This window comes from Methanomicrobia archaeon, from assembly GCA_016930255.1.
Classification (GTDB): Archaea; Halobacteriota; Syntropharchaeia; order Alkanophagales; family Methanospirareceae; genus JACGMN01.
Map to the genome: position 1 here is coordinate 1 of JAFGHB010000044.1, position 26,302 is coordinate 26,302.

Here is a 26,302-nt window from a genome sequence, read left to right on the forward strand (position 1 = left end):
AATCCTCCTTTACAGAAAAAGAAAGAAAAGAGGACTCATAAAAACGAATACATCGATGTGTAACCTTTTTTGGTTTACTTAACATATAGACAAAAGGATAGTCATGTCAGAAGTGATTGGATTTTTGCAACTCTTATTCGAAAGCTTTTTTAGGTGGTGGTTTGCTGCACTCACCGGTATCGTGACGCTTCTAAGCTTTATTTTTACCCCAAGTGGAATCTATCTTAGTCGAGTGTGGGTCACTAGCTTAACGGTTGTTTGGTTAATTTTATTGTTCCTGTTTATTTCTACGATATACCAAGGATGGCAGCTTTATCGAAATCGATCAGGTTCTCCGAGGATTGTAAGTTGTAAGCGCTCAGAGGACTATAATGGTGAGTTCATATTTCTCGTCGAAGGCGTAGATATCAGTGCAAAGGGGGCAGTTGCTGAATTGAAACGTTTTGTGAACGGAGTCGAGGTTGCTTTTGCCTTGGTAGAATTTATCGATCTAAATTCGAAGGGACAATTTCAGGCTAAAATTGTCTGGATATCTCCCGGCCATTTACACGACCTTCAAACGGGCAAGTTCTCCAGCGAGGACATTATCTTAGAACCTTTAATACAATTAAGAATTCTCAATTCTCTAAAAGCTCAATAAATATCGAGGGATAAAATGAATAAAAAACCGGGGGCTTTTCTAAGCTATTCACATGTAGATAAAAATTATGCTACCAGGATCGCCAAAGATTTAAGTCAAAATGGAATTGACGTATGGTTCGATAAATGGGAGATATCTCCGGGCGATTCCTTAATTCAGAAGATTTTTTCGGAAGGCCTCGCGGATTCTGACTTTTTCTTGATACTATTGTCAGCTTCCAGTACTCAATCTAAATGGGTAACTGAGGAATTAGACGCCGCTATAGTTAATAAAATTACTGGAGTAATTCGCATCATACCGATAATAATTGAATCCTGTAATATCCCTTTGCCGTTACGAAGCCTTCGTTGGGTAGACTTGTCAAAAGATTATGATGAAGGAATCCTAACCCTCTTAAAGGCGATGCATAGGGTATCAGAAAAACCCCCTGTAGGGACTCCACCGAACTATGTTACTTCACTTAAACAAAGTGTTGGAGGACTTTCAAAAAGTGCTTCTACGATCGGATTTTTGCTACTTTCCAGGCCTCTTGATAGCACAGGTTTTGAAAAGAGTTACCACGCAAAGGTATTACAATCGATGACACCATTCCTTTCGGCTGACGACTTAAATGATGCTGTTGATGAGCTTGAGAGTTATGGCTTGGTTAAAACTATTAAAGTTTCAGGAACCGCCCCGTATAGCTTCTTTCAGATTAGTCCAACTTACGCGCTTTATTTACACTTTAAGGAAGATTTGGACTACGATCCTTATGAGGATATAAAGGCTGTTGCTTCAGCTGTGGCAGCGAAAGGTAAGTTAAATGGCGACCAAATTCAGTTTATTGTAAAATTACCCCCTGTAAGAATTAATAGAGCTGTTTCGTACCTAGAGGATTATGGTATGGTCCAAGTTTTAAAGTATTCAGGTACGGCGCCCTATAATTTTGGGCAGCTCATAGCGACTAGACATACTCGAAATTTCGTCCAAGAAAACTGTAAATGAATAGAAGATTACTAGCGCTTCTAACTTGTTATCTTCTTTAAAGATACTATCTAGCCACCACACCATTCCCCACAATCCGGCTGAAGACAATCCGATTTGCCCGTAGACTATCTTTTAGTACCGTCAACGCAGCCTTAAAGCTACGTTCATGCTGCAAGTGCAGGCAGACCTTCTCAGATTTTAACCTTCCGTAGCATTTGTAGCGAGAACTCGCGAACGAACTATTCCATTAATCAACATGAAACGTTAAGAATGGTAATGATAATCAGCGAAATGGGACACGGCCGGAAGGCGGAAAGGTGTACGACGTGCTATGGATACGGGTTGTGGGCAGTTGGTGATCCGGTACCAATGGGGCCACTAGATGCAATGGACGGCCTGCCAACACTACCCTGCCCTGAATGCGGTGCAAATGCAAATCCCGTAGAAGAGCTCCTGATGCACGCAGCCAAGAAATGACGGACGGAGGAGTATAGTCTTGGTTATATATTTTGGATCTCTTGCCTCGTCGCTATCCGCACGCCTGCCGCTTGCAGCACCTGCGCGGCTTTCTTAGGGTCACCCACGCGGAGTATCAACATCGCCTGTCGCTCGGCCTTCGCTTTGGTGTCACACAGGCGCCGGCCTTAATCCTGTTAATGTTCCTGTCATCGCACGTCTTCAGAATCAGAATCGTGATGAACGACGTCGGTAGCAATCTTTATTAAACGGAAGAGCCATTAAGGAGTGATTGTAAATGACAGAAGCTAAACGGATTCACTTCCCGGTCCTTGTGGAAAAAGACGAAGATGGCTTTTTTGTGGTCGAATGCCCGCTTCTTCAGGGATGCTATACCCAGGGCGAAACGCTCGACGAGGCGTTGAAAAACATACATGAAGTGATCGAGCTGTGCCTTGAGGAAGAGGGCCAGAAGGAAGAAATCGTCGAACAGCTTGCTGCAATCCGGGAGTTCAGTTACCATCTCGTGTCTGTGGAAGTATAGTAGATTATGAGCAAATTACCGGTTGTTTCTGGTGAGCACGCGGTCAAATGTTTCGAAAAACTCGGGTACGTCGTGGTCAGACAAAAAGGGAGTCACATCCGCATGAAACATCCATCCGACAAAAACAAAAAACCGTTAACCATTCCCAAACATAACGTTCTCGGTAAAGGGCTCTTAAGAAAACTGATACGAGACGCTGAAATAAGTGTTGAAGCATTCAATAAGCTGTTATGATGCTAGCCTAAATGGGCTGAATGCCCTTATCATTGCAGAAGGACTATATCGGTAAATGGATGCTCTGGAGTACCTGTATCGCTCTCGCTCGCTCAGTTCACTCGCGTGTTGCGAATCCTCGAAAAAACACGAAAAAGAACTCAGACGTTATGTTATATACTCTGGATCTCCTGTCTCGTCGCTATCCGCACGCCTGCCGCTTGCAGCACCTGCGCGGCTCGCTTGGTGTCATCCACGCGGAGTATCAACATCGCTCGCTCGGCCTTCGCAGTCACAAATGCATAGGCATAATCCATATTGATGTTACTGTCACCGAGTGTCTTCACTATCTTGTACAGACCACCCGGCGTATCCTGTATCTCCACCGCAAGCACGTCCGTCTCAGAGACCGTGAAGCCTTCGTCTCGGAGCACCCGGTACCCCTTCTCCGTATCATCGACCACCATCCTGATGACGCCGAAGTCACCCGCCTCCGCAATGGTCAACGCGCGCATGTTCACCTTCGCCTCTGAGAGCGTTTTCGCCACCCTGGCCATCCGACCCGGTTTATTCTCCATAAAAATGGAGATCTGTTTTATCGCTACCATCCTTCCTCTCACACCTCCCGTTTATCAATAACCCTCTGTGCCTTCCCCATCGAACGCGGGATCGTTCCCGGCTCCACCAGCTCCACCTCGGCAGATATATTCAGCACGTTCCTTAGCTCCTTGCCGACCTTCTTGCTCAGGGTCATCAGATCGCTGATCCTATCGCTGAACGTTGATTCCGTCACCTCGACCTTAACTGTCATAACATCCAGCGGGCCTTTCCGATCCACAATGATCTGATAATTCTCACCAATCTCAGGTATCCGCATGAGTACCGACTCGACCTGGCTTGGGAAGACATTTATCCCCCGCACAACGATCATATCGTCAGTTCGGCCCAGAATCCGCATGATGCGCGGATGCGTGCGGCCGCAGTCACAGGGCTCGTTGTTCAGTATGGTAAGATCACCGAGTCTGTACCTGATCAGTGGGAACGCCCATTTATCCAGCGTCGTTACCACGAGTTCGCCGCGCTCGCCGTCCGCTACCTGCTCACCCGTCTCCGGGTCCACCACCTCGATCAGGAAGAGATCAGCCCAGATGTGGATACCGTTCTGGAGATGGCACTCGGTGAAGAGCGGCCCGCTCATCTCGCTCGTGCCAAATATGTCGTACGCCTTAATGCCCGTGGCCTCCTCGATCCGCCGTCTCGTCTCGTCCGACCACGGCTCTGCGCCGAAGATGCCCGCTTTGAGCTTCGTGTCGTCTTTAATACTAATCCCCATCTTCTGTGCTACCTCGTTGATGTAAAGGAAATATGACGGCGTGCAAGCGATCGCTGTGCTCCCGAGATCCTGCATGAGTTCGATCTGACGCTCGGTATTGCCCGCACCGATGGGGAGCACCGTCGCGCCGATCTTCTCCGCACCGTAGTGAAGTCCGAGCCCGCCGGTGAAGAGCCCGTAGCCATACCCAACCTGAATCACATCACCCCGTCCTAACCCTACGGATGTGAGCGCTCGGGCCAGCGATTCGGTCCACATGTCAACATCACCCTGTGTGTACCCCACCACGGTTGGCTTCCCGGTCGTGCCGCTCGATACATGATACCGCACCAACCAATCGCCGGGAAGGCAGAACATTCCTGTGGGGTAGGTGTCACGGAGATCCTTCTTCGTTGTGAACGGAAGCTTGGTCACGTCACGCAGCTCTTTGATATCCTCAGGCTCCACGCCAGCCTCCTTGAATCGCTGCCGGTAAAAGTCAGAATGAGCATAGACAAAGCGAACAACTGACCGAAGCCGATCCTCCTGCAGTTTGTGCAGATCGCCGATTGGCATACGTTCGATGTTTGGATTCCAGTACCTAAACATAGTAATCCTCCAAAGCAACCTACGATTTTATCCTATAAAAAACATGAGGTTTTCTTGCTGTGTTGCACGATTAAACCGTAAAACCGTAGTTGTAGCAGTATCCTCTGCCAATGAGACCACATCGTAAAGTAGACCTGAGAATACTAAAGGGTACTACTATTAATTATTTAAGTAGATCGCTATACCTTATTACGTTACACAACGCAAACGTGATGCTACATGCTATCGATACGAAATGTGAGCAAACAGTTTGACGGCATCACCGCCATCAAAGACGTGAGCTTTACGATAGAGAAGGAGGAGATCGTCGGACTCGTGGGACCGAACGGCGCGGGCAAATCAACGCTCCTGAACGTCATAAGTGGGGTTTATCTACCCAGCTCGGGCTCGGTCATCTTCGATGGAACGGACATAACAAACCAGAGTCCTAACAGGGTATGTAAGCTCGGGATAGCGAAGACGTTCCAGCTCGTGCATTCTTTCCCGGAGCTCACGGCACTGCAAAACGTCCTTGTCGGAGCGGTGTTCGGCAATTCCGAGAAGATCAGCCTTAAAGAGGCAGAAGCGAAGGCAGAAGAAAAACTGGCCTATGTCGGCTACCCGCGGGAGAAGATCCGGTATCCGGTGAAGAACCTGAACGTCGTGGAACTGAAGCGGATACAGCTTGCACGCGCGCTCGCCACCGATCCGAAACTCATCCTTCTGGACGAGGTGACCACGGGCCTGAATCCTAAAGAGAGCAACGACGCGATCTCGCTGATCCAGAAGATACGAGAGTCCGGGATAACGATACTGATGGTCGAGCATGTGATGCGGATCATAATGAACGTCTCTGACCGAATTGTGGTGCTCCATCACGGCGAGAAGATAGCGGAAGGCATGCCCGAAGAGATCGCAAAGGATGAAAAGGTTATAACTTCATATCTCGGCGAAAAGAAGGACACAACATAGGTGGTGATACGAGACTATGCTTGAGATGAAAGGATTAAATGTCTCTTATGAGAGAGTCCAGGTGCTCTGGGACGTCTCCTTCAACATTGACGCGGGGGAGGTAGTCACCCTTTTGGGCTCCAATGGAGCGGGGAAGTCAACCACGGTGAAGACCATCCAGGGGCTGCTCAAGCCCGGATCCGGGAGCATTCGTTTCATGAACAAGAGCATAGATGGGCTCCCGGCATACAAGATCGTTGAGGAAGGGATTGCCCTTGTCCCGGAGGGTCGTGAGATCTTTCCAAAGATGAGCGTTCTTGAAAACCTCGTTTTGGGAGCCTACGTAGCACGGGCACGGGAGGTGCTGGCTAATAGTCTCGATTGGGTCTTTAACCTCTTTCCGAAACTTGAGGAGCGCAAGGAGCAGCTCGCAGGGACAATGAGTGGCGGCGAGCAGCAGATGCTTGCGATCGCACGCGCTCTGATGTCGAAACCAAAGCTCCTGATGCTGGACGAGCCCTCCCTCGGGTTAGCGCCGGTGATCGTATTGCAGGTCTTCGATATAATCAAGAAGCTGAAGGAGGAGGGCGTTACGGTATTGCTCGTCGAGCAGAACGTACACCACGCACTGGAGATCTCTGACAGAGCGTACATCCTGGAAAAGGGCAGGATAATCTTAGAGGGCGAAGGCTCGGATCTTCTGAATAATCATTACGTGCGAGAAGCATACTTAGGGATGTGAACGCAACCTCGATTTGAGCTTCTTTGGGAGCGAAACAAATCCTTTGGGCAGGAAGATCACGACGAGGATGAGGATCAGTCCTATAACGAGCAACCGCCCATACGTCAAGCCAATATGTGTCAAGCCCTCATCCAGGAGTGTAATGAGTATCGTCCCCAGAATCGGGCCCTCAATGGTGAACAATCCGCCAGCTATACAATAGATTATCGGCAAAAAGGAGATTTCTACGGCGTACACCTCAGGGGTTATATACCCGAAATGGTGTATCTGTAATGCACCGGCAACCCCTGTGAAGAACGCACTCACCCCGAACGCCGTCAGCTTATATTTGGTTACATTGATGCCCATCACCTTTGCCTCAAGCTCATTCTCGCGTATTGCCTCTAACGCGAGTCCCGTCTTTGACTTCATGATCAGCCAGATTACGACCACCACAACTACGGTGAAGAGCAGCATGAGATAGTACTCATACATGAGATAGTTCTGAACCGTCACCGGAATGATCTTTTTCGCGGATAGGCCATCCCAGCCGCCGGTAAGCCCCGAAAGCTCCGCGGTTATGGTATGCGCGATGACGGCAAACCCGAAGGTCACCATGGCGAGGAACCACTCCCGTAACCGAACACAGGTGAGACCGATGAGGACTCCGATAAAGGCTGCAAATAAACCACCGACCAGTATGGTAGCAAGAGGCGGAAGCCCATGGCTCTTTGCGATAATTGCGGAGACATAACCGCCGATGCCGAAAAAGGCTGCATGCCCCAGCGAACCCTGCCCTGAAAGCGTAAGGAGATTCCAGGCAGAGGCGTAGATGATAGAGACCAGCATGAGTATCAAAACCGTCAGAAGATACGTATTGAGTCCTGAGATTACGGGTATGAGACAGGCTAGAATCAGCGAACTAATTCCCAGCCACGCCTTTAGGCTCATCCTATCCAGTTTTATCCCATCCAGTTTCATCCTACTTACTCTCCTTTCTCTCCGAATATACCCGTCGGTCTGATAACGAGGACGATGATTAATATAAAGAAGGCTATCGTATCCTTCCATGCAATAAACGACATTTTGAAGCCGAGTAGCCCCGCAAAGGAGTTCATGAGTAACGGCACAACGTTCTCTGCTATACCCAGGGTCAGGCCGGCAACAATCGCCCCGGGTATGCTGCCAAGACCGCCGATGATGATAACCGCGAAGGCCTTTATTGCTGGTATGGCACCCATATACGGCGTTGCCATCTGACCGCTGATCACCCATAAGCTGCCGGCGGCTGCGGCAAATGCAGAGCCCACGGCGAAACTGAGCATGTCCATCCGCTCCACGTTAATGCCCATAAGTGCAGCGGCCTCCCTGTTCTGGCTTGTCGCACGCATCGCTCTGCCGGGTGTGGTTCGCTTCATGAACAGCTGGAACGCAATTAAGGATACAATGGTGAATATAATGATGATGATATAATCCAGAGGGAGCTTCATCGAGCCGATGGGCACCATAACGCTGCTGTACGGACTGCGAATGGATCGTGTGTCCGTCGACCATAAGAGCGCCACGAGATTCTGGAAGAGATAGATCAAACCGAGACTGAGAAAGATCTCGTTTAACTTACCGGTGCCCATAATCGGACGGAAGCCAAGCCGTTCAATACCCAGGCCGAGAACGGCAATAAGAAGCATTGCAAGCGGTATCACGAGATACGGATCAATGCTGGAATAGGTATAAATCCAGAAGGCTGCGTAAGCGCCGAGCATCAGCAGTTCCCCATGCGCGAAGTTCACGACCTTCATAACACCGAAGATCAGGTTCAGACCGATGGCTAAGAGGATATAAATGCAGCCTGCGTAGAGGCCCCATACCAAAATCTGAATCACAAGACCAAGGTCCATAGTGTTGAAAATAGCTGAGAAAATAAAAAGAGTTACGAGCCTTCAGGCCCGTACTCATCCTGCAATACAAAATCCATTCCCTTTACGCTATCTGGCACGACTGTCTTCGTTTGCGGTTCACCCGACCTTCTCGTTCGCTTCAGCTTCACCGTAAATGCCGTCATAGTCCCTCACTTATGCGTTTCCGTTTTGACTTGACTTTGACTGCCAGCCCTCGCTCGTTACTTCCGCTTTCTCAGCGCTAGATATCCCACAACAAGCAACCCTGCAATAGCACATACCGCTTCGAAGCCAGGCTCTTCAGGCTCTTCTGTTGCGGCCGTTGGTGCTGCTGCTGTAGTCTCCGGTGTAGCCACTGCAGATGTTGGTGCAGGTGTCGCTGCTTCTGCGGGTGCGCTTCCAGGCTCGTACCAAGCGGGCAGTATGAACTCTGTCTCCTGCACGCTATCAGGCCAGACGATCTTCGGTCTCGTTTCTCCTACGGAGTCGTCCCAGATCAACTGCTGCATGTAGAGTTCGAACTTGCTCTCGCGGTAATCAGGCGAAAAGGTTATCACACCGCTCTGCATTGCCTCTACAACCTGCGGCATTTCGAGTGCATCCAATGCATCCCTGACCTCTTCCTTATCCACTGTGCCGGCATTTTCAATCGCTTTCGCTGCGATATAAACGCCTTCGTAGGTCGAGGCTCCCATCATACTGGGGGGAACGCCCCATTTCGTCTCGAAATCTTCTTTGTACTGTACAACTGCGTCGTGGATATCACCTGCGGGAATGGTATAAGGACTGAATCTGCTCTCCTGTATGGAATATTCGCCCCATCGCTCCACTCCGGTGTAGTAGTCTGGATCGTCACAACACTCGACGGAGAGGTAGATGGTGTCCAACCCAACGTCTCTTCTTCCCTGAGCCACGATGAGTTTCTGCTCGTTGAGGAATGCAGCCGGGTAGACGACATCCGGGTTAGCGGCTTTTATCACCGTCAGTACGGTCCTGAAGTCCGTCTCGCTCATCTTGAACTTCTCTGCCGCGACTACTTCCATGTTGAGGTCGTATTTCTCTATCGTCTTGGTAACGCCGTCATAAACGCCGGAACCATAAGCACTGTCCTGGTAGAGAACTGCCAACCTCAGTGGCCGGTCTTCTGCAAAATCGAATCGCTCATAGATCTCCGGCTTTATTAGCTCATCGACGAAGAGGATGGTACTCTCACCGTAATCATCCGTTGTCGGGCACTGATGGAAGAAATAGCTTGTATCGATATCCGTCCGGTGCGTTATTATGGGAGAAGACGCGCCGGTGATGATGAACGGCACTTTATGCTCCGCGGCAACAACCGAATCCGCATACGTTATACCGCTCGAAAACCCGCCGATCAGGAGGTCCACCTCGTCCTCGGTGATAAGCTTCGTTACGACCTTAACACCGGTTTCCGGGCTTGTTCCCGTGTCGCCCTGGATGAGTTTAATCTGCATAGATACGCCGCTGACGTTCACCCCACCCTGAGCGTTTATCTCCTCAGCCGCCAATTCCGCAGCCTGCCGCATGTCCTGACCCGTTGTGCTCGCACCCCCGGTTAGAGGCGCGACAACGCCGATCTTAATCTCGTCCGCACCGTTCTCCGCTCCTGCCGATTGTCCAAAACTGATTGCTAGCAACAAAGAAACAACCACCATAGTGACTAAAATCTTGTACTTCATGTAATCACCCCGCATAATTCTTGATAGAAAGGCTATTTAAGCTTTTCTATATTTACCCGTACCGTGTGCATAAAAACGCGTCGTGCTCTGAGTACAGGAACGTAGAATATAACACGTTACGGATAAACAATGGAAAATCTACGCATGGTTATCCTCAATAGAATACAGCCGGACTACACCACCCATGTCTTGATTATGGGTAATAAAATAGGGAGCGTGCGACCAAAGCAGGTGCAATCACCGGCAGAGCCGGTTTTCGGAGGGCCGTAGTCGGCAACAACTGTAGAAATCGGGCCAAAACTACACGTGATTGGAATCGGCAATTCGAAACCAATCGTTCATCCGTGGGACGTTCACGGCATAGCGACGGCATGCTCACGTCCGTCGCACTTCCCGCCGCTTCACCATCACACAGACGTCATGCACGACTTTTATGCCGTTCTTTTCGCAGAACTCGATCGCCTTCGTGGATTCGGAACCGGGCTGCATCCACACCTTATCGATCCCTAACGCTTTGCATTCCTTTACGATTTTTTCGGTAACTGCGGGGGGAACGACAGTATCCACGACGTCTGGCTTTTCGGGCAGGTCGCTGAGTGACGGATAGCATTTAGCACCCAGAACTTCGTCGATATGGGAGTTCACGGGGTAAACCACATAGCCAGCCTCTTTCAGGTCTTTGTAGACTTGATGGCCGTACTTTTCAGGGTTACTGGAAACGCCGACGACGGCGAAGACGTTCTCTTTCCGAAGGAATTCCTGTATCAGATTGGTGTTCACCCCAAAATTTTCCCGATTATCGTTCTTTTGAGCTGAGCCACTTATGGGCTAAAGTCTTGATGAGAGATCTTGCTTCTGGAAAGGTCATAGGATCTTTCGGCGGCATTAATTTTTTCCCATGACGGGATTCATCTCCTATCGCATCAGGACTGTTGGCCGTATACTTGAAACGTTTGATCGTTCTCTTTGTGGTCCATTCTTCTTCTATGATGTTGTCAATGCCTCCGACATCGCTTTCAATCACTTCATAGATGCGGTAGAGATTTACCCAATCGAGATTTTTATTGAAGAGCCGAAGAACCGTCGCGACGTTTGTATCATACCGTGCAATCGCAATCCAATCTACAATCGGATCAGCTTGATGACTCTCTTGCTCTTGGACTGTGCCGTTTGCTTTCACAATAGTTGTACTTACGCTAACTCGCCCAAAACAACAGCCAGCGAATTCAATCAAATCGAAAAGCCTGCGTTTTCCATCATCAGTGATTTCAACAACAGAACCCACTTCTAGAGGTTTTCGCATTTCTAAAGCCAACCTTGCCGAACCATTAATTAGAGAGAGAATCTCGCTCGCCCGGGTTCGTACTTCATTGGCATCTTTTAGGATGTTAAAGTCTGTCGATTTCAGAATGAAGGCATTTCCTTCTTGAGTAATGCACAGTTCTGGTGAATTAAGAGACTTCGATAACTCTTCAAGATCAAAACTCTCTCCCGTGATCTCTACATACCACTCCATTGTATCATCCTATAGCATAACTACTTTCGACTGAAGCTTTTCCTCAGTATTACAACATAATATCATTTACGAGAAACATAAATAACTTACACATTTTTAGTCCGATAAAGTTTCCAAAAGAGTGGATTCCGCCGAGTAGCGTGACACCGTCAAAAAACTAGCTGCTTAAACGTATTCTTCAAAAATTGCCGATACGTTGAATCACCTACGATGATTTTAACATATTCGCGTGCTATTGCGGTGTCGTGAGCCAGCAGGGTAACAAATCGTTTCGGATCGAGCTTAACGATCTTCTGCAGAATTCGTGCGTACTTCAAGTCGCTGGTTATTGCTTCCTCTATCCTTTTACGATAATCACCGACGTCATTGTTAATGATGCAGTCCGCTGCGATTGTACCGCTCTGGATTGCATACGAGATCCCTTCGCCTAAGAACGGGTCGACCAGCCCGGCGGCATCGCCGAGCAAAAGCGCGTTCCCCTTCGCAATCTTCCCTGAAATCCCGCCCGTTGCGGGTATCCGCCAGGCGTTTAGTTTTAAATTCTCCGGTGCGTTTGTATAGCCGGAATGCTTTACAAAGGAGTTAAAGAGCCGTCTCAAATCAGAGGCGTCTGTACGTACCGCACCCGTGCCAATTGACGCATGATGACCTTTATCAAAAAACCACGCGTATCCCCACGTGACGCCACCGAAATAGAAATTGAGCGGTGCTGGTGGCGGCTCGTAGTCCATTATCGTTGATTCAATACATAACCCGACGTTATCAGCAGTCCACGTATCACGAAACCCAAGCAATGATGCAGAGGTGCCATTTACGCCATCGGCGCATAAAAGGTACGTTGCTTTAGCGCTGAAATCGTCCCCGGTTATGATGAAGTGCGCGTGCTCCTTTGTGATCGAGGTGGCCATTACATTCTGCTGTACGTCCACGCCGTTCGAAATCGCATTCTGGACAAGGGCGTAATCAAACTCAGCCCGGTCCGTCAGGTACGCCGCTTCAGTGTCGAATGATATTGTTGCTAAATTCGCAGTCGAATCGAGATCAAACGTGCCCAGTTGCATAGACGTGCAGTTTCTGAACGTCTTGAGTTCGGGTAATCGTAGATTCGCCGCGGTTAAGAGCGATAAAGCTCGTTGAGAAACCGCTCCACCACAAATCTTCGGGCGTGGAAGATGCTCCTTCTCTAGTAACAAGGTGTGAAGATCACTGTCGGCTACTCTCGCCGCTGCAGTTGCACCCGCAGGGCCTGCTCCTATTACTATTACGTCATAGCTTTTCATCAGTTCGATAACCGCTTACAATCCGCCCTTCGTAGATCACTGCCGCAATGTCGTTCCGTGTCGCTCTTCGCACCACGCCCTTGATTGGATTCCTCACATTGCTCATATTCGGTGTATCGGTTCGTATCACCACAAGATTCGCTTTTTTTCCTTCTTCTATCGAGCCTATCGATCCCGCCTCCTTCAGTACCTTCGCAGCATTGAGCGTGCACAGCTTCAGCATTTCGCGTTCGTCGATCTGAAACAGCTTCGATATGAATTCCATTTCACTGAACATGTCCGGCGCATTGAGCATGACGTTATCGGTACCGACACCTACGGTTATCCCCGTTTCGAGCATCTGCGATAATGGTGGCAACCCTGAACCGGTTATTAAATTGGACCGAATGCACACCACGGCGCCAATGTTCTTATCATGCATTACGCGGAAGTCGTGCGGCGACGCGCTGAGAAGATGCACGAGGAAATCAGGCTCTAGTTCTAGCGCGTCCGGTATGTCCTCGGCGTTCCGTTCACCGGCGTGGAGTGCGAACATCTTCTTCCTGCGTTTCGTCTCCGCGGCTAACGCTTTCACTGTTGCCAGCGGATAGTCCGCAACACTGCTGATGCCGATTCCGTCTATCACCTCAAAAAGCTCGGTAGTATCTTCGGTTTCCAGTCCACGAGCGGGTCGACCAAAAATCTTCGTGCGTAACCTATTCTGTCCTTCTGCCAGGTCAAAAGCCTCTTTCAGTGCTTTCACACCCAAAACGCCACCTTCTCGGAAATCCGCGAACAGCTGTGTCCCCGTGGCAACCATATCCTCAACGGTAGCGCGCATCGCGGAGACGAGCGTTTCATACGGCGTTTCCGCCAATATTCGATGCTTGAAACCCTCAGGGCCCACTAACTGCTCGAGCGGCATCGAATCCGGCTCTTTTATTACGGAATCGCCGATGTGCGTATGCGCATTGACGAACGCGGGAATGATAATGCCTTCTATTGCTGTTTCTACCTTCGCCTCGCCAAGCTCTTTTATCGCGCCGTTCTCGATGACGACATACCCTTCTATCGCTTCAAAATCATCGCCCGCCACGACGGTTCCGGAAAGCGTGAGTTCTCCCACCTGCATACCACACCACCTCTGCCTGCGTCAACAAGAGTTGAAAGGACTTTGTTTCGCATATACTTTGCGCTTTGAAATGTTACGAGCCGATTTGTAGCACGACTATTCGAAAGCAGGGCTATCGCTTCCGCCCGGTTCGTTCAGTCCGACGCGCGGGCACAGCGCAAATCCAATGCCACATGATACGTTCGCGGCGCAACTGAACGCACAATCCGCCGCTCGTCCAGTTCTACCCGTACTGAGTTCCCGAACACAGAAGCGATACTATCCTGCGCTCGTTTAAACGGAACGGAAAATAAAGCCGCCTCTTTCAACCCCGTAGAAACCGCATAGTAATGGATCATACGGTCTGTTCCTGTTTCTGCTCGTTCTCCTGACCCCTCCTTTCCCAAATCGAGCGCTCGTACCGCAGAGGGCAGGAACGCATGCGCTTGTTCCGGCAGCGGCATGAGCACCCGGTCTGCAACGCCCTGTAACTTCTCCGTTTCGTCTCGCGCATCGCCACGGATAGGTATCACCTGCCCTTCCACCTTGTTCAATGCCACGTTCTCCTTCATGTACTCATACGCGTACGGGTTCACATCGATGGAATAAATCTTCGTTTGGGACTGTAGCTTCGCGATGAGAATGGAGAAGCAGCCGACACCTGCGAACATGTTGATTATTGTTTCGCCCGGCGCGACGTGCTTCGCGATGCGCATTCGCTCATGTGAGAGCCGGGGTGTTAAGAAGACGTGGTCAAGGTTCGCTTTGAAGCTGCAGCCGTGCTCTTTGTACGTGGTCTCCAGGCGTTCCTCGCCCCAGATCACCTCGAGCTCCCGCGTTCTGTAACGCTCAGCGGTATGCGAATAGAGCGGAATCGCCGCGATGGTGCGCACCCGGGGATAAATCATATGAAGCGCCTCGGCGATCATCTCCCGTTGTGAATACACGTCGGGCGGAATCCGTATGACGATTATATCGCCGATGAGGTCGTACGATTTCACCAGCTTACTCCGCATCTTTTCGTCTACTACACCCTTTAACGCCTCTTTCAATTTCATACCTGCTGCTATCGGATATGCGGGAAGCGTTATAAACGATGCGGCAGTTATATACATATTTATATTATAAAACGACGACTTATTCTTAGAGCCAATGGTAGAAGAGTATTCAGGGATCCCTGATGAGATAAGGACGTTCTTTGAGGGCGATTACGGGCAAACGCTGTTAATAAAGGGCATGCCCGGAACTGGCAAGACCGCCTTTGCACTTACCTTGTTGAGCACATTAAAGGGGAATGGTGCGTATCTCTCCACGCGGGTTGATCCTGAGACGCTGTATCAGCAACACCCATGGATAAAGGACGAAATCGCCGCGGATAATATTATCGATGCCACGCAATCCGAACGTGAGCGCGCAACACGAACGCAGACAATTACGATCAAGCCACTCAAATATACGAATGTCCCTGATTTCCTTAAGGCCGTTTATATACGAACTGAAAAGATGACCAATCCCATTGTCATCATCGACTCCTGGGATGCCATCGCTTCTTATACGGGGTATTACGAGCAGAGGGAGCGCGAGAAATTAGAGCATAACCTGTGTGATTTCTCCCGAAAGACGAAAACAAAAATTATTCTACTCGTCGAGTATACCGGACAAACCGCTCTCGACTATCTTGTTGATGGCGTTATCCTTGTAGAAAGCGATCTCGTTTATGAGCGCCGCTTGAGACGGATGATCATGCAAAAATTGAGAGGATGCCAGATAACTAATCCCGTTTGCCTCTTCTCTCTTGACAATGGCATGTTTAAAGCGTTCACGGAGTTTAAAGGTGTGGCACTGGAAAGCGAGAATTCTCCCCTATCAGATCCGATTCCCGACCCTAGTGGGATGATGATTTCAACGGGAATAAGAGTCTTTGATCGGGTAATAAGTGGCTACGGCAGTTGTAATCTCTTTGAGGGCGATTACATAACGTATGATATTTTGGCACGAGCACTTTGTATCAATACCCTCAATCTTGGGAGGCACCTCGTCTTCACGTCCACGAAGCAGCATGAATTCATCACCAGGATCTTACCATACGTCAAAGAGGAGTATAGAGGTAACATTAGTATTGTAGAGGACATACAGAAGCTCAAAGCGGGGATAACGGGTGAAAAGGATGTCGTTCTTCTTACCTTAGAGGAACTCGATGATGTCGATACAGCTGTGAGTGAAGTGCTCTCCTCCATTAAGGAACAGCGCTGTGTGGCACTGTGCTTTAGCGGAGACGAAGGAGGTAAAGGGAAGGAATTGGATTCTGTTGCCTCAACGCAGATCAAAACGAAATTTATTTCGGGTATACCGTGCCTCTATGGTGAGATGCCTCGAACTGAAATTTATGCTATGGAGATGGAACCACCCGCTCAGGGAGGCTTTCCTGCGATATCGCTTACGCCGATCGTATGATCCAAACAGGTATGTTCAGCGAAACAGGTATGTTCAGCGTAGTCGTCGGCTCACTTATTCTGCTGTACGCATGCTATTCAGACCTCAAGAGCAGGAGTGTCGCGAATGAAGTGTGGCTTCTCATGATCGCGGTCGGCATACCAATTGCCCTTTACAACGTCTATCTTTCGGGTATAACATTCCTCATCCGCTTCGGGTTCTCACTGTTCTTCACGTTTTTGCTCGCCTATCTCTTCTTCTATTTGAACCTCTTTGGCGGTGCGGACGCAAAGGCACTTATAGGTATCGCCATTCTCATCCCGATAAATCCTCTTAACGCTTCGCTGATAGTTGACCCCCTCCCTTTCGCCATCACCACGCTTTTCAATGCTGCTATAATCTCTCTGATTGTACCCCCGTCTATGTTCTTTTATAATCTGAGGCATTTACGGTCCAAACGGCTCAGCGAGAATCTCAACTTGGCATTCATCGGCTACACAATGCGTATTGACGCGCTTGCAGAAGCGACGCATAAGCATGTCAGAGCACTCCATGTGTATGAAGAGGATGGAGACGCGGTTGAAGGCGATGTGAAAAGGAAGTTCGTCTTTGGCGGTCTCGATCTGGATGATGATATGGTCGAACAGCTAAAAACGTATCGCGCGCAGGGAAAGATCGACGAAGAGGTATGGGTTACCCCGGAATTACCCTATATGCTCTTTATCACCGCTGGTTTCTTTATCGCGCTCTTCTACGGTAATTTGATTCTCCTTATTCTAACCGCTCTCGTTCCACTCTGACGGCACGCACGTCCAGAGGTTCACGGTTAACTTGAACCAAACAAAATCAAATCAAAGCCGGCCTTTATTATTCTTTGGTAGAGCGAAGCAAAACGTGGTGCGCTCTCCCGGTCCGCTCTCCACCGAGATCTTGCTACCGAACTTATCCATTATCTTTTTGCATATGTTCAGTCTCGAGTTAGCGCCCGCGTAGTCATACGGGCTCAATTCTTCCGAAGCGGCGAAAATACGGCCTAGATCTTTCTCGTCAAACCCATTGCTGTTCTCGCTCACTTTGAACCGATACGCATCTTCTCGCTCGTCACAGGTGATCTCTACTCTGGGCCGCTCCACGCTCTTTGACGACAATCCATTCTCAATCAGGGTTATGAGAAGTTCTTTCATCCAGAATCGCTGCGTTGAAATGGTTGGTAACTTTCCTGCAAGTATTTCCCCCCCTTGCTCTTCGATTCGTACATAGAGATCGGAGTTTATCTCCTCGATCAGTTCATTCAGGTCAACCTGTTCAGTTTCAATGAATCGCCGTCCTAGATGGCTCAACGTGAGGAGGTCTTCGGTCAGCTCCGCGGTCCTTCCGGTTGTTTTTCGGATGCATGCAAAACATTCCCGTCCGAGCTCATCCAGACCTTCAATATAATTTGCCATGATAAGCGTAAACTCCGTTAACTCGTTCGTTGCCCGTTCCAACTCCCGCGCATAGATCTCCAGCTCCTCTTCCACTCGCTTCTGCTTCATGATATGCTTCCATTCGCGGGTCGCACGCTCCACTCGCCAGGGCAGATCTCGTAACTCATCAGGGTTCTTCCCTAAATAATCCATAACGCCCGATTTGAGCGCGTGGACGGCCAATTGCTCAGAACCAACCCCGGTAATAATGATGAGAGGGAAGCCCACTTCTTCAGCACACATCGCTCGTTTTGTAAGATCCAGAGCAGTACCATCTGGCAGGAGATAATCGGCAATGACGAGATACGGCATTTTATTCTCGGCCATCCATTGCAAAGCATCACTGATACACGGAACCCGGTGAATATCCCACACAGAACTGCTATCCTCAAATGTTCTGCGGATGAGTTCGGCATGCGATTCATCATCCTCAATCAAGAGGACCCGCCTTTTCCTGGTTTGTACTTCGGAATCACTGGAATTCATCATGATAGCTCTTCCCTTATCCATCCTTCTATTCCAATTCCGTATGCCATCCCCATTGCAGAGCACCCCGGTAATATTCATGTAAAGGTGTTCCAAGCTATATAAACATATCTCGCGTGACACTGTAGAAACCATAAATTATTTCGGCACGGGGCGTCGCCAAAGCTCTTGGTGAAGCACAGGGACAGGAAAAACAAACGGATGGTTAAACCAGCGATTACCAAGAAAGCAACAGAGAGAATACAGAGCGAATTTCATGCAGAAAACTACCAAAACTCACGCGGGTCTCCCTGCCACATAACCGCATGCTTCGCGTACTTACGTCAGGTCCCTACTCAGAGTCCTTCTCAGTAGCATACTAGTGGTCAGAGATACGCAATTGCTAGGTAGAGCGCTATGGCAAATATGAGTAACGCTAATCCTCCCATTATTCTCAATCCGGTCTCACTCATTGTATGGTAGTTACCTTGTCTTCACCATATTTAAACCTTTCAGTTTTTGACTAACGACGAATTCTGGTTTGATGCATGAACCGAGTATACCGATTTTTAGTACCCGTGAGCGCCGACGATTTGAGAACGGAGACGGCATCTCTTAAATACTAACTACCGTGTCATAATCCCCTCCGAACGTAACCGTGTCGGATGCCGAGCCGACCTCTTACCTCTTATTCTTCTTCGTTCACTTATACATGCCCCGGAACTGAATAGCCCGCATGATATCGGTTCTGGAGACAATACCCTGCATCTGCCCGTCCGCCATGACGATCAGGCGACCCAAATTTCTCATGGACATGAGTTTGAGTGCATCAAAGGCATCAGCATCCGGATGGATGGTAATCACCTCGCGCGTCATAACGTCCCCGACCCGCGTCGTACTCTGCTCCGAAGCGGGTACCTGCTGTACGTCCGAGAAGGTAATTACACCGAGTACGGGCGAATCCTGGCTTTCCTGTACCGGATACCCCATGTGCTTGGTCTCGAACATCACGCCAATTAACCGATCGAGCGTCCAATCCGGCGGCACGTAGACGACCGCCGGAGCACTTGTCATAAGGTTTCTGACCTTGACTCCTTCCAAAGTAACCGAGACGACCGTCGCTTTCTCTTCTTCCGTACCGCCAAAGTAGATGAAGAAGGCAATAAGAAGCAAGAAGAACTGGAATGTGAAGAGTCCGATGATACCCATAGCAAACGCGAAACTCTTGCCCACTGCAACTGCTCGTCTGGTTGCATCGATGTACGGCATACGTAGAGCGAATGCGGCGCGGAGTATCCGTCCGCCATCCATGGGAAATGCCGGGATGAGATTGAAGAACCCAAGTAGGATGTTGTAAAATGCGAGTATACCGATTACGATGAGTGCAGCATTCGTGATGGTGGCTTCGATCACTGTCACATCTCCTACGGTTGTCCTTCCCACCGGCCCGACGAGGTAGTAAATGGCATAGGACACAATACCAATGCCCAGACTCAGACCGGGACCCGCAGCCGAGATCTTTGCTTCCATTCGTGGCTCTCGCGGTATCTCCTCCATCTGAGACACGCCGCCGATGACGAACAGGGTTATACCCTGAATCTTCGCGCCATAACTCTGCGCGACAAAAGAGTGACTGAGCTCGTGAAAGAGGAGCGTTGCGAAAAAGAGTACCGCTGCAACGGCCCCTAGTAGATACTTGAACAGCACCGAAGTGTTCATAGCAGCAAACCCGATAGTGATGCCCAGTATGGGGAAATCGTTCGCTGCGAATAGCCAGATAACAAACAGGAGTATGATCAGGAAGGTCAAGTGCAGCTTTATCGGTATTCCACGGATACTACCTATTTGAAACGACCATTTCATGGTACCTGCTCCTTGCCATTTGATTTCAAAGCTCGTGAATATTTAAATGTTGCGGTCATACACACACATACGCTGCTAAGCTATTCACGGGTTATCGGGAACGTGTTGGCACGCCGACAGCTGCCCGACATAGACGTACTCTTCTATCCTGTTTGTTCACACGAGGAAACTCGGTTGTAAGAACGCTTCTCTGTTCGGGACACGGTAAGGACGCTCACTCGACTTTGGAATACAGTCTTCTTCGCTGATAATACGCGAATTCGTCAGGGAACGGATATGCGACATCCTCTTCCTTTTCGGTTTTTACCGGTCTCTTCTTCGCCAGGAATTTCTTGATGCCCTCGGGGCACAGATAGTAGTAATATTCCACATGTCCTGCGATCTCTTCACGTCTATCGGTGACGATCGCTCTGTTTCTGAGTTCATAGAGTATCTTCCGCACCTCTTGCAGCTTCAAACCCGTAGCTCTAGCAAGATCCAGATCGCTGACGCCCGTATCCAACCGCAAGTTAGAGATAATGCTCATCCCGCTTTCGCCCTGGTCTTGCTTAATCTTTCTGATAAGCGCAGCCTTCTCAGTTTTAGCGAGGAAATCAACGCCTTTTTCGATCTGAGAGGCTTCGATATTTTCTTTTAGCTCACGTAGATTTGCCTTCACCTTTTTAGGCAAATAAGACCGGTAATGCGGGCGGTCTTTCCTTTTCTGTATCGTTATACTCCCCACGCCTAAATCCTCGAGTACGCTCGCTACATCGTCAAAAAAGGGCTTCGATCGCGAGATAATCTCGTACGAATTCCTTGCCGGAGATCGATTTAAGTCATAGAGCATCTCGAGAACTCGGATCTGAGCGAGTGCCTTTTCGTGCTCCGGAAGCTTTTTCCAGCGCTCTTTCATTCTTTCGGGGATTCTGAATGCCCGCTTGCTGCACGGTGTGGGGATTTGATAATACTGCATTATTATCGCTCGTATGCTGAGTGGTATCCGCGTGCTTTGGAACGAGCCAAACGCAAAGTGCACTTGTTTTAAGAGCGTCTTTTTATATCCGGCGGGATGTACGACGCCGTCATTGGAACTCCGCAGGAGTAATTGAAGCGCAAGGGCATCAAAATCGGGAGAGAGTTCAATCGGGATGGTATATCTCCCCTTGTAATAAGGGGTTATTTTAATGCCGGGCGGGAGAGCGTAGCTAGCCACTGCTCTGCGCTCCTCACGATCCAAGTCTAGGCCACTACGATCAGCAATCGCAACCAGAGCCCATTGCGGAATATTGATCGATCCTTTTTCCCATTCTTTTACCGCTCGTGCGAGCGCAAAGTGATTTGGATACCACTTGCCATACGATTCCGATTGTGAGTGTGTGTGAGTGTGTATCCCCCTCTGCTCAGAAGCGCGCTCGTAGTTCGGCCAGAGATACGTTGCCATTTCCAGATCTTTCATAGCGAGCGCACGCTTTCTTCTCAGCCCCTGATGTCGCAGATCAGTTATCTTCGCAAGATCCGCGATGGTCACCTGCGTGAAATAATCGCTGTTGCTTGCCCACTGCCCCCCTTTCTTTCGGATGAACCCGTGATCATTGAGCCAGATTAACGTGTGATAAAGGGTATAGATCGGGAGGTCCGGATCGCACTCCAGCACCTCCTTCGTTTTTAATGGACATGCGGCGAGCGTTTTTAAGATCTGCCCACGCGCATGCCCGAAGATCAATTCGTATCGTGATCGTCCGAACTCTGCTTCCGCAGATTGCCAGAACTCATCAGGAAAGACGGGTACTGCAGTAGAGCCCACACTCTGTACGAACAGGGAGAAGAGTTTCCGTCGGAAGTTTTCCTCGAGTTCAAATCTGACGAACGGCGGAAATTCACGGAGGTGAATTGCTTCGTGCATCATCGCACCTTTTTTGCAGTTACTTCTTTTTTTACATTTTAAACTATAAAAAATTTTAAATCGTAGAAAATAGAAAAATTTATATACCCCTTTATACCTTCTACCTGATTATGCAAGTAAATGGCCCACGATCTGAGATTCTTAGCCTCCTAAAACGAAGCGATTCTTCTGTTGACGAATTGAGTCAGCAATTGGGAATTTCATCGACGGCAACGCGACAGCATTTGTCGATTTTGGAACGGGACGGTCTGGTACAGAGGACAGCCGTGAAGGAAAAAATCGGGAGACCAAAGATCCATTATTCACTCACGATAAAAGCGGAAGCGTATTTTCCAAAGCTCTATAATAACTTCCTGAAGTGGATCCTCGCGGACATGATCGAGCGCGAAGGGCCGGAAGCGGTACGCGCGATGCTGGGACGTTTGGGGACAAAACACGCAGCGGAGTACAAAGAGCGCGTGGGACGTGAGGGGAATGCTGAGGCAGTTGTGGCATTGATGAACGAATTGGGCTGCCTCTCCGAGCTGGAGCGGGAGAACGGTCACCTGCGAATAAAGGCGTACAATTGTTATATTTACGATGCTGCGATGGAGTTTGGCGATATTATGTGTGAATTTGCATTACACTGCATTGGCAGCCTGCTCGATAAGCAGGTGGCATTAACGAGCAGTATCGCTAAGGGCGATCGCTACTGCACCTTTGAATTTGATGGAACGTCTGTGGTTTGAATTTTAGATTAGAGGAATATGAAGATGATACTTGATGCCCGTGTGCGGCCCCCGTATAAGAGTCTTCAGAAAGTGCTCGCATCAGCACCTGGCGCCCGGCCAGCGGTCAAACGCAGTCCACTGGTAAGCGGTTACGAACGTCCAGCGTCAATGGTGCAGAAATCGCTCGAATTATTTATCGCTGAGATGGATGACGCGGGAATTGAGAAGGGGGTCCTAGTCGGCAGGCAGGCGGGGCATCGAATTGTCTCCAATGATGACATCGCCGAACTCCGTGACATGTATCCGGACAGATTTCCCGTTGCGCTCGCAGGCATTAACGGGAGCGATGTGGAAGCCGCAGTAGATGAGATTGAACGGACGATGAAGGGCATGGGATTCCAGGGGATTGCGGTCGATCCGGGTTGGTGGGTTCCGCCGCTTTACGTGGATGACAAGCGCATATATCCGATTTATGAAGAGTGTGCCGAACTCGGTGGTGTGCTGTATTTAACGTGCAGCCTGATGCAGGGCCCTGATATCTCGTACGCCGAGCCTTACCGCATCCAACGCGTTGCAAATGACTTCCCGACATTGAAGATCGTGGTGGTGCACGGTGCATTTCCCTTTACGAACGAGATGCTCGGTGTTATGATTGCGAATTCTGCGCTTGGGAATTTATGGGTGCTGCCCGACTTCTTCCAGTTCATCCCCGGGTTCCCGGGCGCTCAGGAGTGGGTTGATGCAGCGAACCACTACCTGAGTGATCGGATGCTTTACGCCTCGTCGTATCCCGTGAGGCCGTTGAAGCAGAGTCTGAAGGAGTTCAGGAGGTTTTCGTACAAGCCGGAGGTGCTGGAGCAACTGTTATGGAGGAATGCGGCGGAGCTATTTGGGATGACGATGTGAAGCAGCAAACTTTTTATACACAAAAGCTCTTTATGTTGAAATTAGAGCAGATCCTCTTTGCGGCATTTCTTTAATTATAGATGGCTATGATGGATGACGAAAAACGCTATAGAGAAGTAGAGAAAAGAGAACGATTAGTCCAGACTTTTCTTATTATAGGTGGCTTTTTGGTTGCGTTTACCAGAGTAGAGTTTCAGCGTTTTGTAACCTTGATCTTTTCGATATATTTGCTCTTCGCTGTTGTATATTATGTATTCATTTCAAGAACTAGAATGTATCTAATAACCGATTTTTTTGCTTTCTTATCATCGTACTTCTATAGTTTAATAATATTACTTTTTTTCAGTTTACAGTCTACCAAAAGTCTTAGTGACTGGTATTATTACTCCTTGTTCATTTTGTTAACCGGAATTTTTACTTTTGCTCTTCTCTCTCCTGAAAGTAGTGAAAATATTGTTAACCGATTTGAGAAAATATCCAAGGAGTTGGAAGAAAAACATCCTACTATTCTTAAGATAAGTTCAGCCATTATAGCTATTCTTGTTATAGTATGGGGTATTTATCTTTATTCGATAAGACCTACATAAGATTATTCGTCTCACTGTAGGTTCCTCATTTAATTCACCTCAAACCTTTTGTGCACCGGAGAAAACAAATGACCGAACTGAACGCAGAAAAAAAAGCGGAACTGGTGGCCATCGGAACGGTGAACGTATACGAGTCGTTACTCTCAAGAATCTCCGTCTCCTCTGCGGGCCCCGGCACCGGGCTCAAATCGATCTTCTTTAGCTCCGGTGGTCATCGTGTGCGATTGGAGATTAATAAGGACTCACCGCTCAAGATGAGCAAGGCAAACGGTGATTTTATCATCTGGAAGGACGGCAAAGAGCTGGTAAGGGGCGAGATTGAGCCGATTTTCGCACACTGCCCCGAGCAGGCGTACATCACACTGAGTGAACGGTGCGTCTACGATTGCAAATTCTGCTCAGTGCCCAAACTGCAAGGTAAAATCAAGACACTGGAAGAGGTCGTTGCCATGGTGGAGCAGGCAAAGAAGACGGGCAAGTTAAAGGCGATCGCTCTCACGTCAGGCATAGTCAAATCGCCCGAAGATGAGATTGATCGCGTGATTGACGTGGTGAACGCGCTGAAGAAGTACAACGTGCCCATCGGCGTCTCGGTCCATCCGACAAAAGACTCGTCACAGCGGCTCAAAGACGCCGGGGTCGTTGAGGTGAAATACAACGTCGAGACCATGGATCGTGCGATCTTCGAGCGTAATTGTAAAGGCCGTAAAGGGCTCTCGCTTGACTTCATCCTGGACTCGTTGCGGGATGCCGTGCGGGTATTTGGCGCGAACAGGGTCTCCACGAACTTTATCATCGGGCTCGGTGAGACGGACGAGTGTGTGCGTGCGGGTGTCGAGTATCTGGCACGGATGGGTGTCATACCGATTCTTCGTCCTATAACGATACCACCACTCCGTAAGGACGAGTTAGAAGCAACGAGACCGAGCGCGGAACGGTTACTGAAACTCGCACGGATGACACGCGAGATCCTCGATAAGTACGGACTCAACGTCGAGGAGGCGCAGACGATGTGCCTCCCGTGCACCGGCTGCGATATAACGCCATACCGGGATGTCTGAATGAATTGTTCGGTTCAGAAGTCAGCCCCGTCGCTTTTGGCTAAAAAACACAGACTCACGGATAATAAATTGGGACCTGAGTATCATCCATCCGGATCTAGCTTATAACGGCAATCCCAGCCATTCAAAAACGCCGATCATCCTCAGTGCGATATAGAACATCACCGCAGTGAAAAGATAGCGTAACTGCGTAGCCGGCAGTTTGTGTGCCGTCCGTGCGCCTAGTTGTGCTACGGGAATGCTTGTAATGGCTAAACAAGCTCCAACGAGGAGATTGACATACCCGAGGGAGAACGGCGGCAGATTCGGGACGGAAAGTCCGTTTACGAGATAGCCAAGAGCGCCGCCGAAGCTCGCGAATATGATCATTGCGAGTGACGTTCCCACTGCACGGTGCATTTTGAATTTCAACCCCATTACCAGCACCGGAACGAGGATTAACCCGCCGCCAATGCCGAGCAGCCCGCTAAAAACGCCAACAGCAAACCCCAGGCCCGCCCAGACGAGCGCCCGCTCTTCTGGATTCTCGTCAACCTCGGGAAGTCTTCCCGCTAGCATTTGTAATGTGCCAATACCGACGACGAGGCCGAATACCGGCTTCAAAAGCTCTGCACTGAGAAAACGTGTGGTAATTGTGGATCCTGTAAGAGCGCCGATTATACCGCAAACGCCCAAAATGATCCCTGCTTTCCACCACACCGCTCCCTTTCGCGTGTGCGCAAAGGCACCACTGATTGCCGTTGGAAAGACAACGAGAAGACTGGAGCCGAAGGCAAGCTTAATGGCGACATCAGGTGCAATTCCCAGTGCGGTAAACAGCCAGAACATTACGGGAACCATGATAAAACTGCCGCCGACACCAAAGAGGCCCTGCCCAAATCCGACCGCTATGCCCGTCAATGCCAGAATGGTGAGTGCTGTTATAAGTTCCATGCTGTGTGCTATACTAAGTGTTTACCATTCTTATTATAGTGAGGTACTAAACTTTTAATACTTATCTTTCGTATCTTAGTTCATGTCTAAACCCGAACAGATCCCTATTCATCGATCA

General features: G+C 49.3%; 27 protein-coding genes. 13 read left to right on the forward strand and 14 right to left on the reverse strand.

The window, feature by feature from the left end; all coding sequences use genetic code 11:
• The first annotated feature begins 103 nt into the window (after positions 1-103).
• The 5 genes from JW878_06540 (at position 104) to JW878_06560 (ending at position 2,840) form a co-directional block, all read left to right on the forward strand.
• The gene (locus tag JW878_06540) at positions 104-640 is read left to right on the forward strand and encodes a hypothetical protein (protein MBN1762714.1); all 537 of its coding nucleotides are present in this window, start codon (positions 104-106) and stop codon (positions 638-640) included.
• A gap of 15 nt (positions 641-655) precedes the next feature.
• On the forward strand, positions 656-1,624 hold the full coding sequence (locus JW878_06545; GenBank protein MBN1762715.1) for a toll/interleukin-1 receptor domain-containing protein: 969 nt from the start codon (positions 656-658) through the stop codon (positions 1,622-1,624).
• Between the two features lie 258 nt (positions 1,625-1,882).
• Entirely contained in the window at positions 1,883-2,083 is a 201-nt protein-coding gene (locus JW878_06550; protein ID MBN1762716.1) for a hypothetical protein, read from the forward strand.
• 277 nt (positions 2,084-2,360) lie between these two features.
• Positions 2,361-2,606: a type II toxin-antitoxin system HicB family antitoxin gene (locus JW878_06555; GenBank protein ID MBN1762717.1), complete on the forward strand. Its 246-nt coding sequence runs from the start codon at positions 2,361-2,363 to the stop codon at positions 2,604-2,606.
• Positions 2,607-2,612: 6 nt separating this feature from the next.
• Complete coding sequence (locus JW878_06560; GenBank protein MBN1762718.1) at positions 2,613-2,840, forward strand: type II toxin-antitoxin system HicA family toxin; 228 nt, start codon at positions 2,613-2,615, stop codon at positions 2,838-2,840.
• A gap of 152 nt (positions 2,841-2,992) precedes the next feature.
• Here the strand turns inward: JW878_06560 and JW878_06565 are convergent, their stop codons facing one another.
• Together JW878_06565 and JW878_06570 are read right to left on the reverse strand one after the other, a co-directional pair.
• Positions 2,993-3,427 carry an ACT domain-containing protein gene (locus JW878_06565; GenBank protein ID MBN1762719.1) on the reverse strand — a complete coding sequence of 145 codons (435 nt, stop codon included), beginning with the start codon at positions 3,425-3,427 and terminating at the stop codon, positions 2,993-2,995.
• 8 nt (positions 3,428-3,435) lie between these two features.
• Positions 3,436-4,740 (reverse strand): phenylacetate--CoA ligase, encoded by a 1,305-nt coding sequence (locus JW878_06570; GenBank protein ID MBN1762720.1) that lies wholly within the window; start codon positions 4,738-4,740, stop codon positions 3,436-3,438.
• Between the two features lie 219 nt (positions 4,741-4,959).
• On the opposite strand from JW878_06570, the gene JW878_06575 reads away from it, so the two are divergent.
• On the forward strand, positions 4,960-5,691 hold the full coding sequence (locus tag JW878_06575; protein MBN1762721.1) for an ABC transporter ATP-binding protein: 732 nt from the start codon (positions 4,960-4,962) through the stop codon (positions 5,689-5,691).
• A 16-nt stretch (positions 5,692-5,707) separates the two neighbouring features.
• Positions 5,708-6,412, forward strand: a complete 705-nt coding sequence (locus JW878_06580; protein ID MBN1762722.1) for an ABC transporter ATP-binding protein — start codon at positions 5,708-5,710, stop codon at positions 6,410-6,412.
• Here the strand turns inward: JW878_06580 and JW878_06585 are convergent.
• The 8 genes from JW878_06585 to JW878_06620 all read right to left on the reverse strand — a co-directional run bounded on the left by JW878_06585 (position 6,401) and on the right by JW878_06620 (position 14,933).
• On the reverse strand, positions 6,401-7,342 hold the full coding sequence (locus tag JW878_06585) for a branched-chain amino acid ABC transporter permease (protein MBN1762723.1): 942 nt from the start codon (positions 7,340-7,342) through the stop codon (positions 6,401-6,403). The genes JW878_06580 and JW878_06585 overlap by 12 nt on opposite strands.
• A 35-nt stretch (positions 7,343-7,377) precedes the next feature.
• Positions 7,378-8,289, reverse strand: coding sequence for a branched-chain amino acid ABC transporter permease (locus JW878_06590; GenBank protein MBN1762724.1), 912 nt, complete (start codon positions 8,287-8,289; stop codon positions 7,378-7,380).
• A 221-nt stretch (positions 8,290-8,510) separates the two neighbouring features.
• Complete coding sequence (locus tag JW878_06595) at positions 8,511-10,004, reverse strand: ABC transporter substrate-binding protein (protein ID MBN1762725.1); 1,494 nt, start codon at positions 10,002-10,004, stop codon at positions 8,511-8,513.
• A gap of 360 nt (positions 10,005-10,364) precedes the next feature.
• Positions 10,365-10,769 carry a CoA-binding protein gene (locus JW878_06600; protein ID MBN1762726.1) on the reverse strand — a complete coding sequence of 135 codons (405 nt, stop codon included), beginning with the start codon at positions 10,767-10,769 and terminating at the stop codon, positions 10,365-10,367.
• A 16-nt stretch (positions 10,770-10,785) separates the two neighbouring features.
• The gene (locus JW878_06605; protein ID MBN1762727.1) at positions 10,786-11,505 is read right to left on the reverse strand and encodes a hypothetical protein; all 720 of its coding nucleotides are present in this window, start codon (positions 11,503-11,505) and stop codon (positions 10,786-10,788) included.
• 149 nt (positions 11,506-11,654) lie between these two features.
• A complete protein-coding gene (locus JW878_06610; protein ID MBN1762728.1) occupies positions 11,655-12,785 on the reverse strand; it encodes a geranylgeranyl reductase family protein in 1,131 nt (376 codons plus the stop codon).
• The gene (locus tag JW878_06615; GenBank protein MBN1762729.1) at positions 12,772-13,896 is read right to left on the reverse strand and encodes an amidohydrolase family protein; all 1,125 of its coding nucleotides are present in this window, start codon (positions 13,894-13,896) and stop codon (positions 12,772-12,774) included. The genes JW878_06610 and JW878_06615 overlap by 14 nt, the downstream gene beginning before the upstream one ends.
• Positions 13,897-14,030: 134 nt before the next feature.
• Entirely contained in the window at positions 14,031-14,933 is a 903-nt protein-coding gene (locus JW878_06620; GenBank protein MBN1762730.1) for a class I SAM-dependent methyltransferase family protein, read from the reverse strand.
• 94 nt (positions 14,934-15,027) lie between these two features.
• On the opposite strand from JW878_06620, the gene JW878_06625 reads away from it, so the two are divergent.
• Both JW878_06625 and JW878_06630 read left to right on the forward strand, forming a co-directional pair.
• Positions 15,028-16,329: a hypothetical protein gene (locus JW878_06625; protein MBN1762731.1), complete on the forward strand. Its 1,302-nt coding sequence runs from the start codon at positions 15,028-15,030 to the stop codon at positions 16,327-16,329.
• Positions 16,326-17,108, forward strand: coding sequence for a prepilin peptidase (locus JW878_06630; protein ID MBN1762732.1), 783 nt, complete (start codon positions 16,326-16,328; stop codon positions 17,106-17,108). Before JW878_06625 ends, JW878_06630 begins: the two co-directional genes overlap by 4 nt.
• Before the next feature lie 51 nt (positions 17,109-17,159).
• Here JW878_06630 and JW878_06635 read toward each other — a convergent pair whose 3' ends face one another.
• The 3 genes from JW878_06635 to JW878_06645 all read right to left on the reverse strand — a co-directional run bounded on the left by JW878_06635 (position 17,160) and on the right by JW878_06645 (position 21,987).
• Positions 17,160-18,341 (reverse strand): response regulator, encoded by a 1,182-nt coding sequence (locus tag JW878_06635; protein ID MBN1762733.1) that lies wholly within the window; start codon positions 18,339-18,341, stop codon positions 17,160-17,162.
• A gap of 600 nt (positions 18,342-18,941) precedes the next feature.
• Positions 18,942-20,102: a CBS domain-containing protein gene (locus JW878_06640; GenBank protein ID MBN1762734.1), complete on the reverse strand. Its 1,161-nt coding sequence runs from the start codon at positions 20,100-20,102 to the stop codon at positions 18,942-18,944.
• A 214-nt stretch (positions 20,103-20,316) separates the two neighbouring features.
• Positions 20,317-21,987 (reverse strand): hypothetical protein, encoded by a 1,671-nt coding sequence (locus tag JW878_06645; protein ID MBN1762735.1) that lies wholly within the window; start codon positions 21,985-21,987, stop codon positions 20,317-20,319.
• 110 nt (positions 21,988-22,097) lie between these two features.
• Here JW878_06645 and JW878_06650 point away from each other — a divergent pair, with 110 nt between their 5' ends.
• From JW878_06650 to JW878_06665, 4 genes are all read left to right on the forward strand, one after another.
• Positions 22,098-22,715 carry an ArsR family transcriptional regulator gene (locus tag JW878_06650; GenBank protein ID MBN1762736.1) on the forward strand — a complete coding sequence of 206 codons (618 nt, stop codon included), beginning with the start codon at positions 22,098-22,100 and terminating at the stop codon, positions 22,713-22,715.
• 18 nt (positions 22,716-22,733) lie between these two features.
• On the forward strand, positions 22,734-23,603 hold the full coding sequence (locus JW878_06655) for an amidohydrolase family protein (GenBank protein MBN1762737.1): 870 nt from the start codon (positions 22,734-22,736) through the stop codon (positions 23,601-23,603).
• Positions 23,604-23,683: 80 nt separating this feature from the next.
• The gene (locus JW878_06660; GenBank protein ID MBN1762738.1) at positions 23,684-24,190 is read left to right on the forward strand and encodes a hypothetical protein; all 507 of its coding nucleotides are present in this window, start codon (positions 23,684-23,686) and stop codon (positions 24,188-24,190) included.
• A 68-nt stretch (positions 24,191-24,258) separates the two neighbouring features.
• Complete coding sequence (locus tag JW878_06665; GenBank protein ID MBN1762739.1) at positions 24,259-25,251, forward strand: radical SAM protein; 993 nt, start codon at positions 24,259-24,261, stop codon at positions 25,249-25,251.
• 102 nt (positions 25,252-25,353) lie between these two features.
• Here the strand turns inward: JW878_06665 and JW878_06670 are convergent, their stop codons facing one another.
• Positions 25,354-26,184 carry a sulfite exporter TauE/SafE family protein gene (locus JW878_06670; protein ID MBN1762740.1) on the reverse strand — a complete coding sequence of 277 codons (831 nt, stop codon included), beginning with the start codon at positions 26,182-26,184 and terminating at the stop codon, positions 25,354-25,356.
• Between the last annotated feature and the right edge of the window lie 118 nt (positions 26,185-26,302).

Excerpts from the sequence above, each read along its gene's own strand:
- JW878_06570 (MBN1762720.1), bottom strand. The coding sequence starts at position 4,740 with ATGTTTAGGTACTGGAATCCAAACATCGAACGTATGCCAATCGGCGAT.
- JW878_06635 (MBN1762733.1), bottom strand. The coding sequence starts at position 18,341 with ATGAATATTACCGGGGTGCTCTGCAATGGGGATGGCATACGGAATTGG.
- JW878_06560 (MBN1762718.1), top strand. The coding sequence starts at position 2,613 with ATGAGCAAATTACCGGTTGTTTCTGGTGAGCACGCGGTCAAATGTTTC.
- JW878_06615 (MBN1762729.1), bottom strand. The coding sequence starts at position 13,896 with ATGCAGGTGGGAGAACTCACGCTTTCCGGAACCGTCGTGGCGGGCGAT.
- JW878_06540 (MBN1762714.1), top strand. The coding sequence starts at position 104 with ATGTCAGAAGTGATTGGATTTTTGCAACTCTTATTCGAAAGCTTTTTT.
- JW878_06660 (MBN1762738.1), top strand. The coding sequence starts at position 23,684 with ATGGCTATGATGGATGACGAAAAACGCTATAGAGAAGTAGAGAAAAGA.
- JW878_06630 (MBN1762732.1), top strand. The coding sequence starts at position 16,326 with ATGATCCAAACAGGTATGTTCAGCGAAACAGGTATGTTCAGCGTAGTC.
- JW878_06565 (MBN1762719.1), bottom strand. The coding sequence starts at position 3,427 with ATGGTAGCGATAAAACAGATCTCCATTTTTATGGAGAATAAACCGGGT.
- JW878_06610 (MBN1762728.1), bottom strand. The coding sequence starts at position 12,785 with ATGAAAAGCTATGACGTAATAGTAATAGGAGCAGGCCCTGCGGGTGCA.
- JW878_06650 (MBN1762736.1), top strand. The coding sequence starts at position 22,098 with ATGCAAGTAAATGGCCCACGATCTGAGATTCTTAGCCTCCTAAAACGA.
- JW878_06590 (MBN1762724.1), bottom strand. The coding sequence starts at position 8,289 with ATGGACCTTGGTCTTGTGATTCAGATTTTGGTATGGGGCCTCTACGCA.
- JW878_06620 (MBN1762730.1), bottom strand. The coding sequence starts at position 14,933 with ATGAAATTGAAAGAGGCGTTAAAGGGTGTAGTAGACGAAAAGATGCGG.
- JW878_06555 (MBN1762717.1), top strand. The coding sequence starts at position 2,361 with ATGACAGAAGCTAAACGGATTCACTTCCCGGTCCTTGTGGAAAAAGAC.
- JW878_06575 (MBN1762721.1), top strand. The coding sequence starts at position 4,960 with ATGCTATCGATACGAAATGTGAGCAAACAGTTTGACGGCATCACCGCC.
- JW878_06580 (MBN1762722.1), top strand. The coding sequence starts at position 5,708 with ATGCTTGAGATGAAAGGATTAAATGTCTCTTATGAGAGAGTCCAGGTG.
- JW878_06665 (MBN1762739.1), top strand. The coding sequence starts at position 24,259 with ATGACCGAACTGAACGCAGAAAAAAAAGCGGAACTGGTGGCCATCGGA.
- JW878_06670 (MBN1762740.1), bottom strand. The coding sequence starts at position 26,184 with ATGGAACTTATAACAGCACTCACCATTCTGGCATTGACGGGCATAGCG.
- JW878_06605 (MBN1762727.1), bottom strand. The coding sequence starts at position 11,505 with ATGGAGTGGTATGTAGAGATCACGGGAGAGAGTTTTGATCTTGAAGAG.
- JW878_06545 (MBN1762715.1), top strand. The coding sequence starts at position 656 with ATGAATAAAAAACCGGGGGCTTTTCTAAGCTATTCACATGTAGATAAA.
- JW878_06655 (MBN1762737.1), top strand. The coding sequence starts at position 22,734 with ATGAAGATGATACTTGATGCCCGTGTGCGGCCCCCGTATAAGAGTCTT.
- JW878_06595 (MBN1762725.1), bottom strand. The coding sequence starts at position 10,004 with ATGCGGGGTGATTACATGAAGTACAAGATTTTAGTCACTATGGTGGTT.
- JW878_06645 (MBN1762735.1), bottom strand. The coding sequence starts at position 21,987 with ATGCACGAAGCAATTCACCTCCGTGAATTTCCGCCGTTCGTCAGATTT.
- JW878_06640 (MBN1762734.1), bottom strand. The coding sequence starts at position 20,102 with ATGAAATGGTCGTTTCAAATAGGTAGTATCCGTGGAATACCGATAAAG.
- JW878_06550 (MBN1762716.1), top strand. The coding sequence starts at position 1,883 with ATGATAATCAGCGAAATGGGACACGGCCGGAAGGCGGAAAGGTGTACG.
- JW878_06625 (MBN1762731.1), top strand. The coding sequence starts at position 15,028 with ATGGTAGAAGAGTATTCAGGGATCCCTGATGAGATAAGGACGTTCTTT.
- JW878_06585 (MBN1762723.1), bottom strand. The coding sequence starts at position 7,342 with ATGAGCCTAAAGGCGTGGCTGGGAATTAGTTCGCTGATTCTAGCCTGT.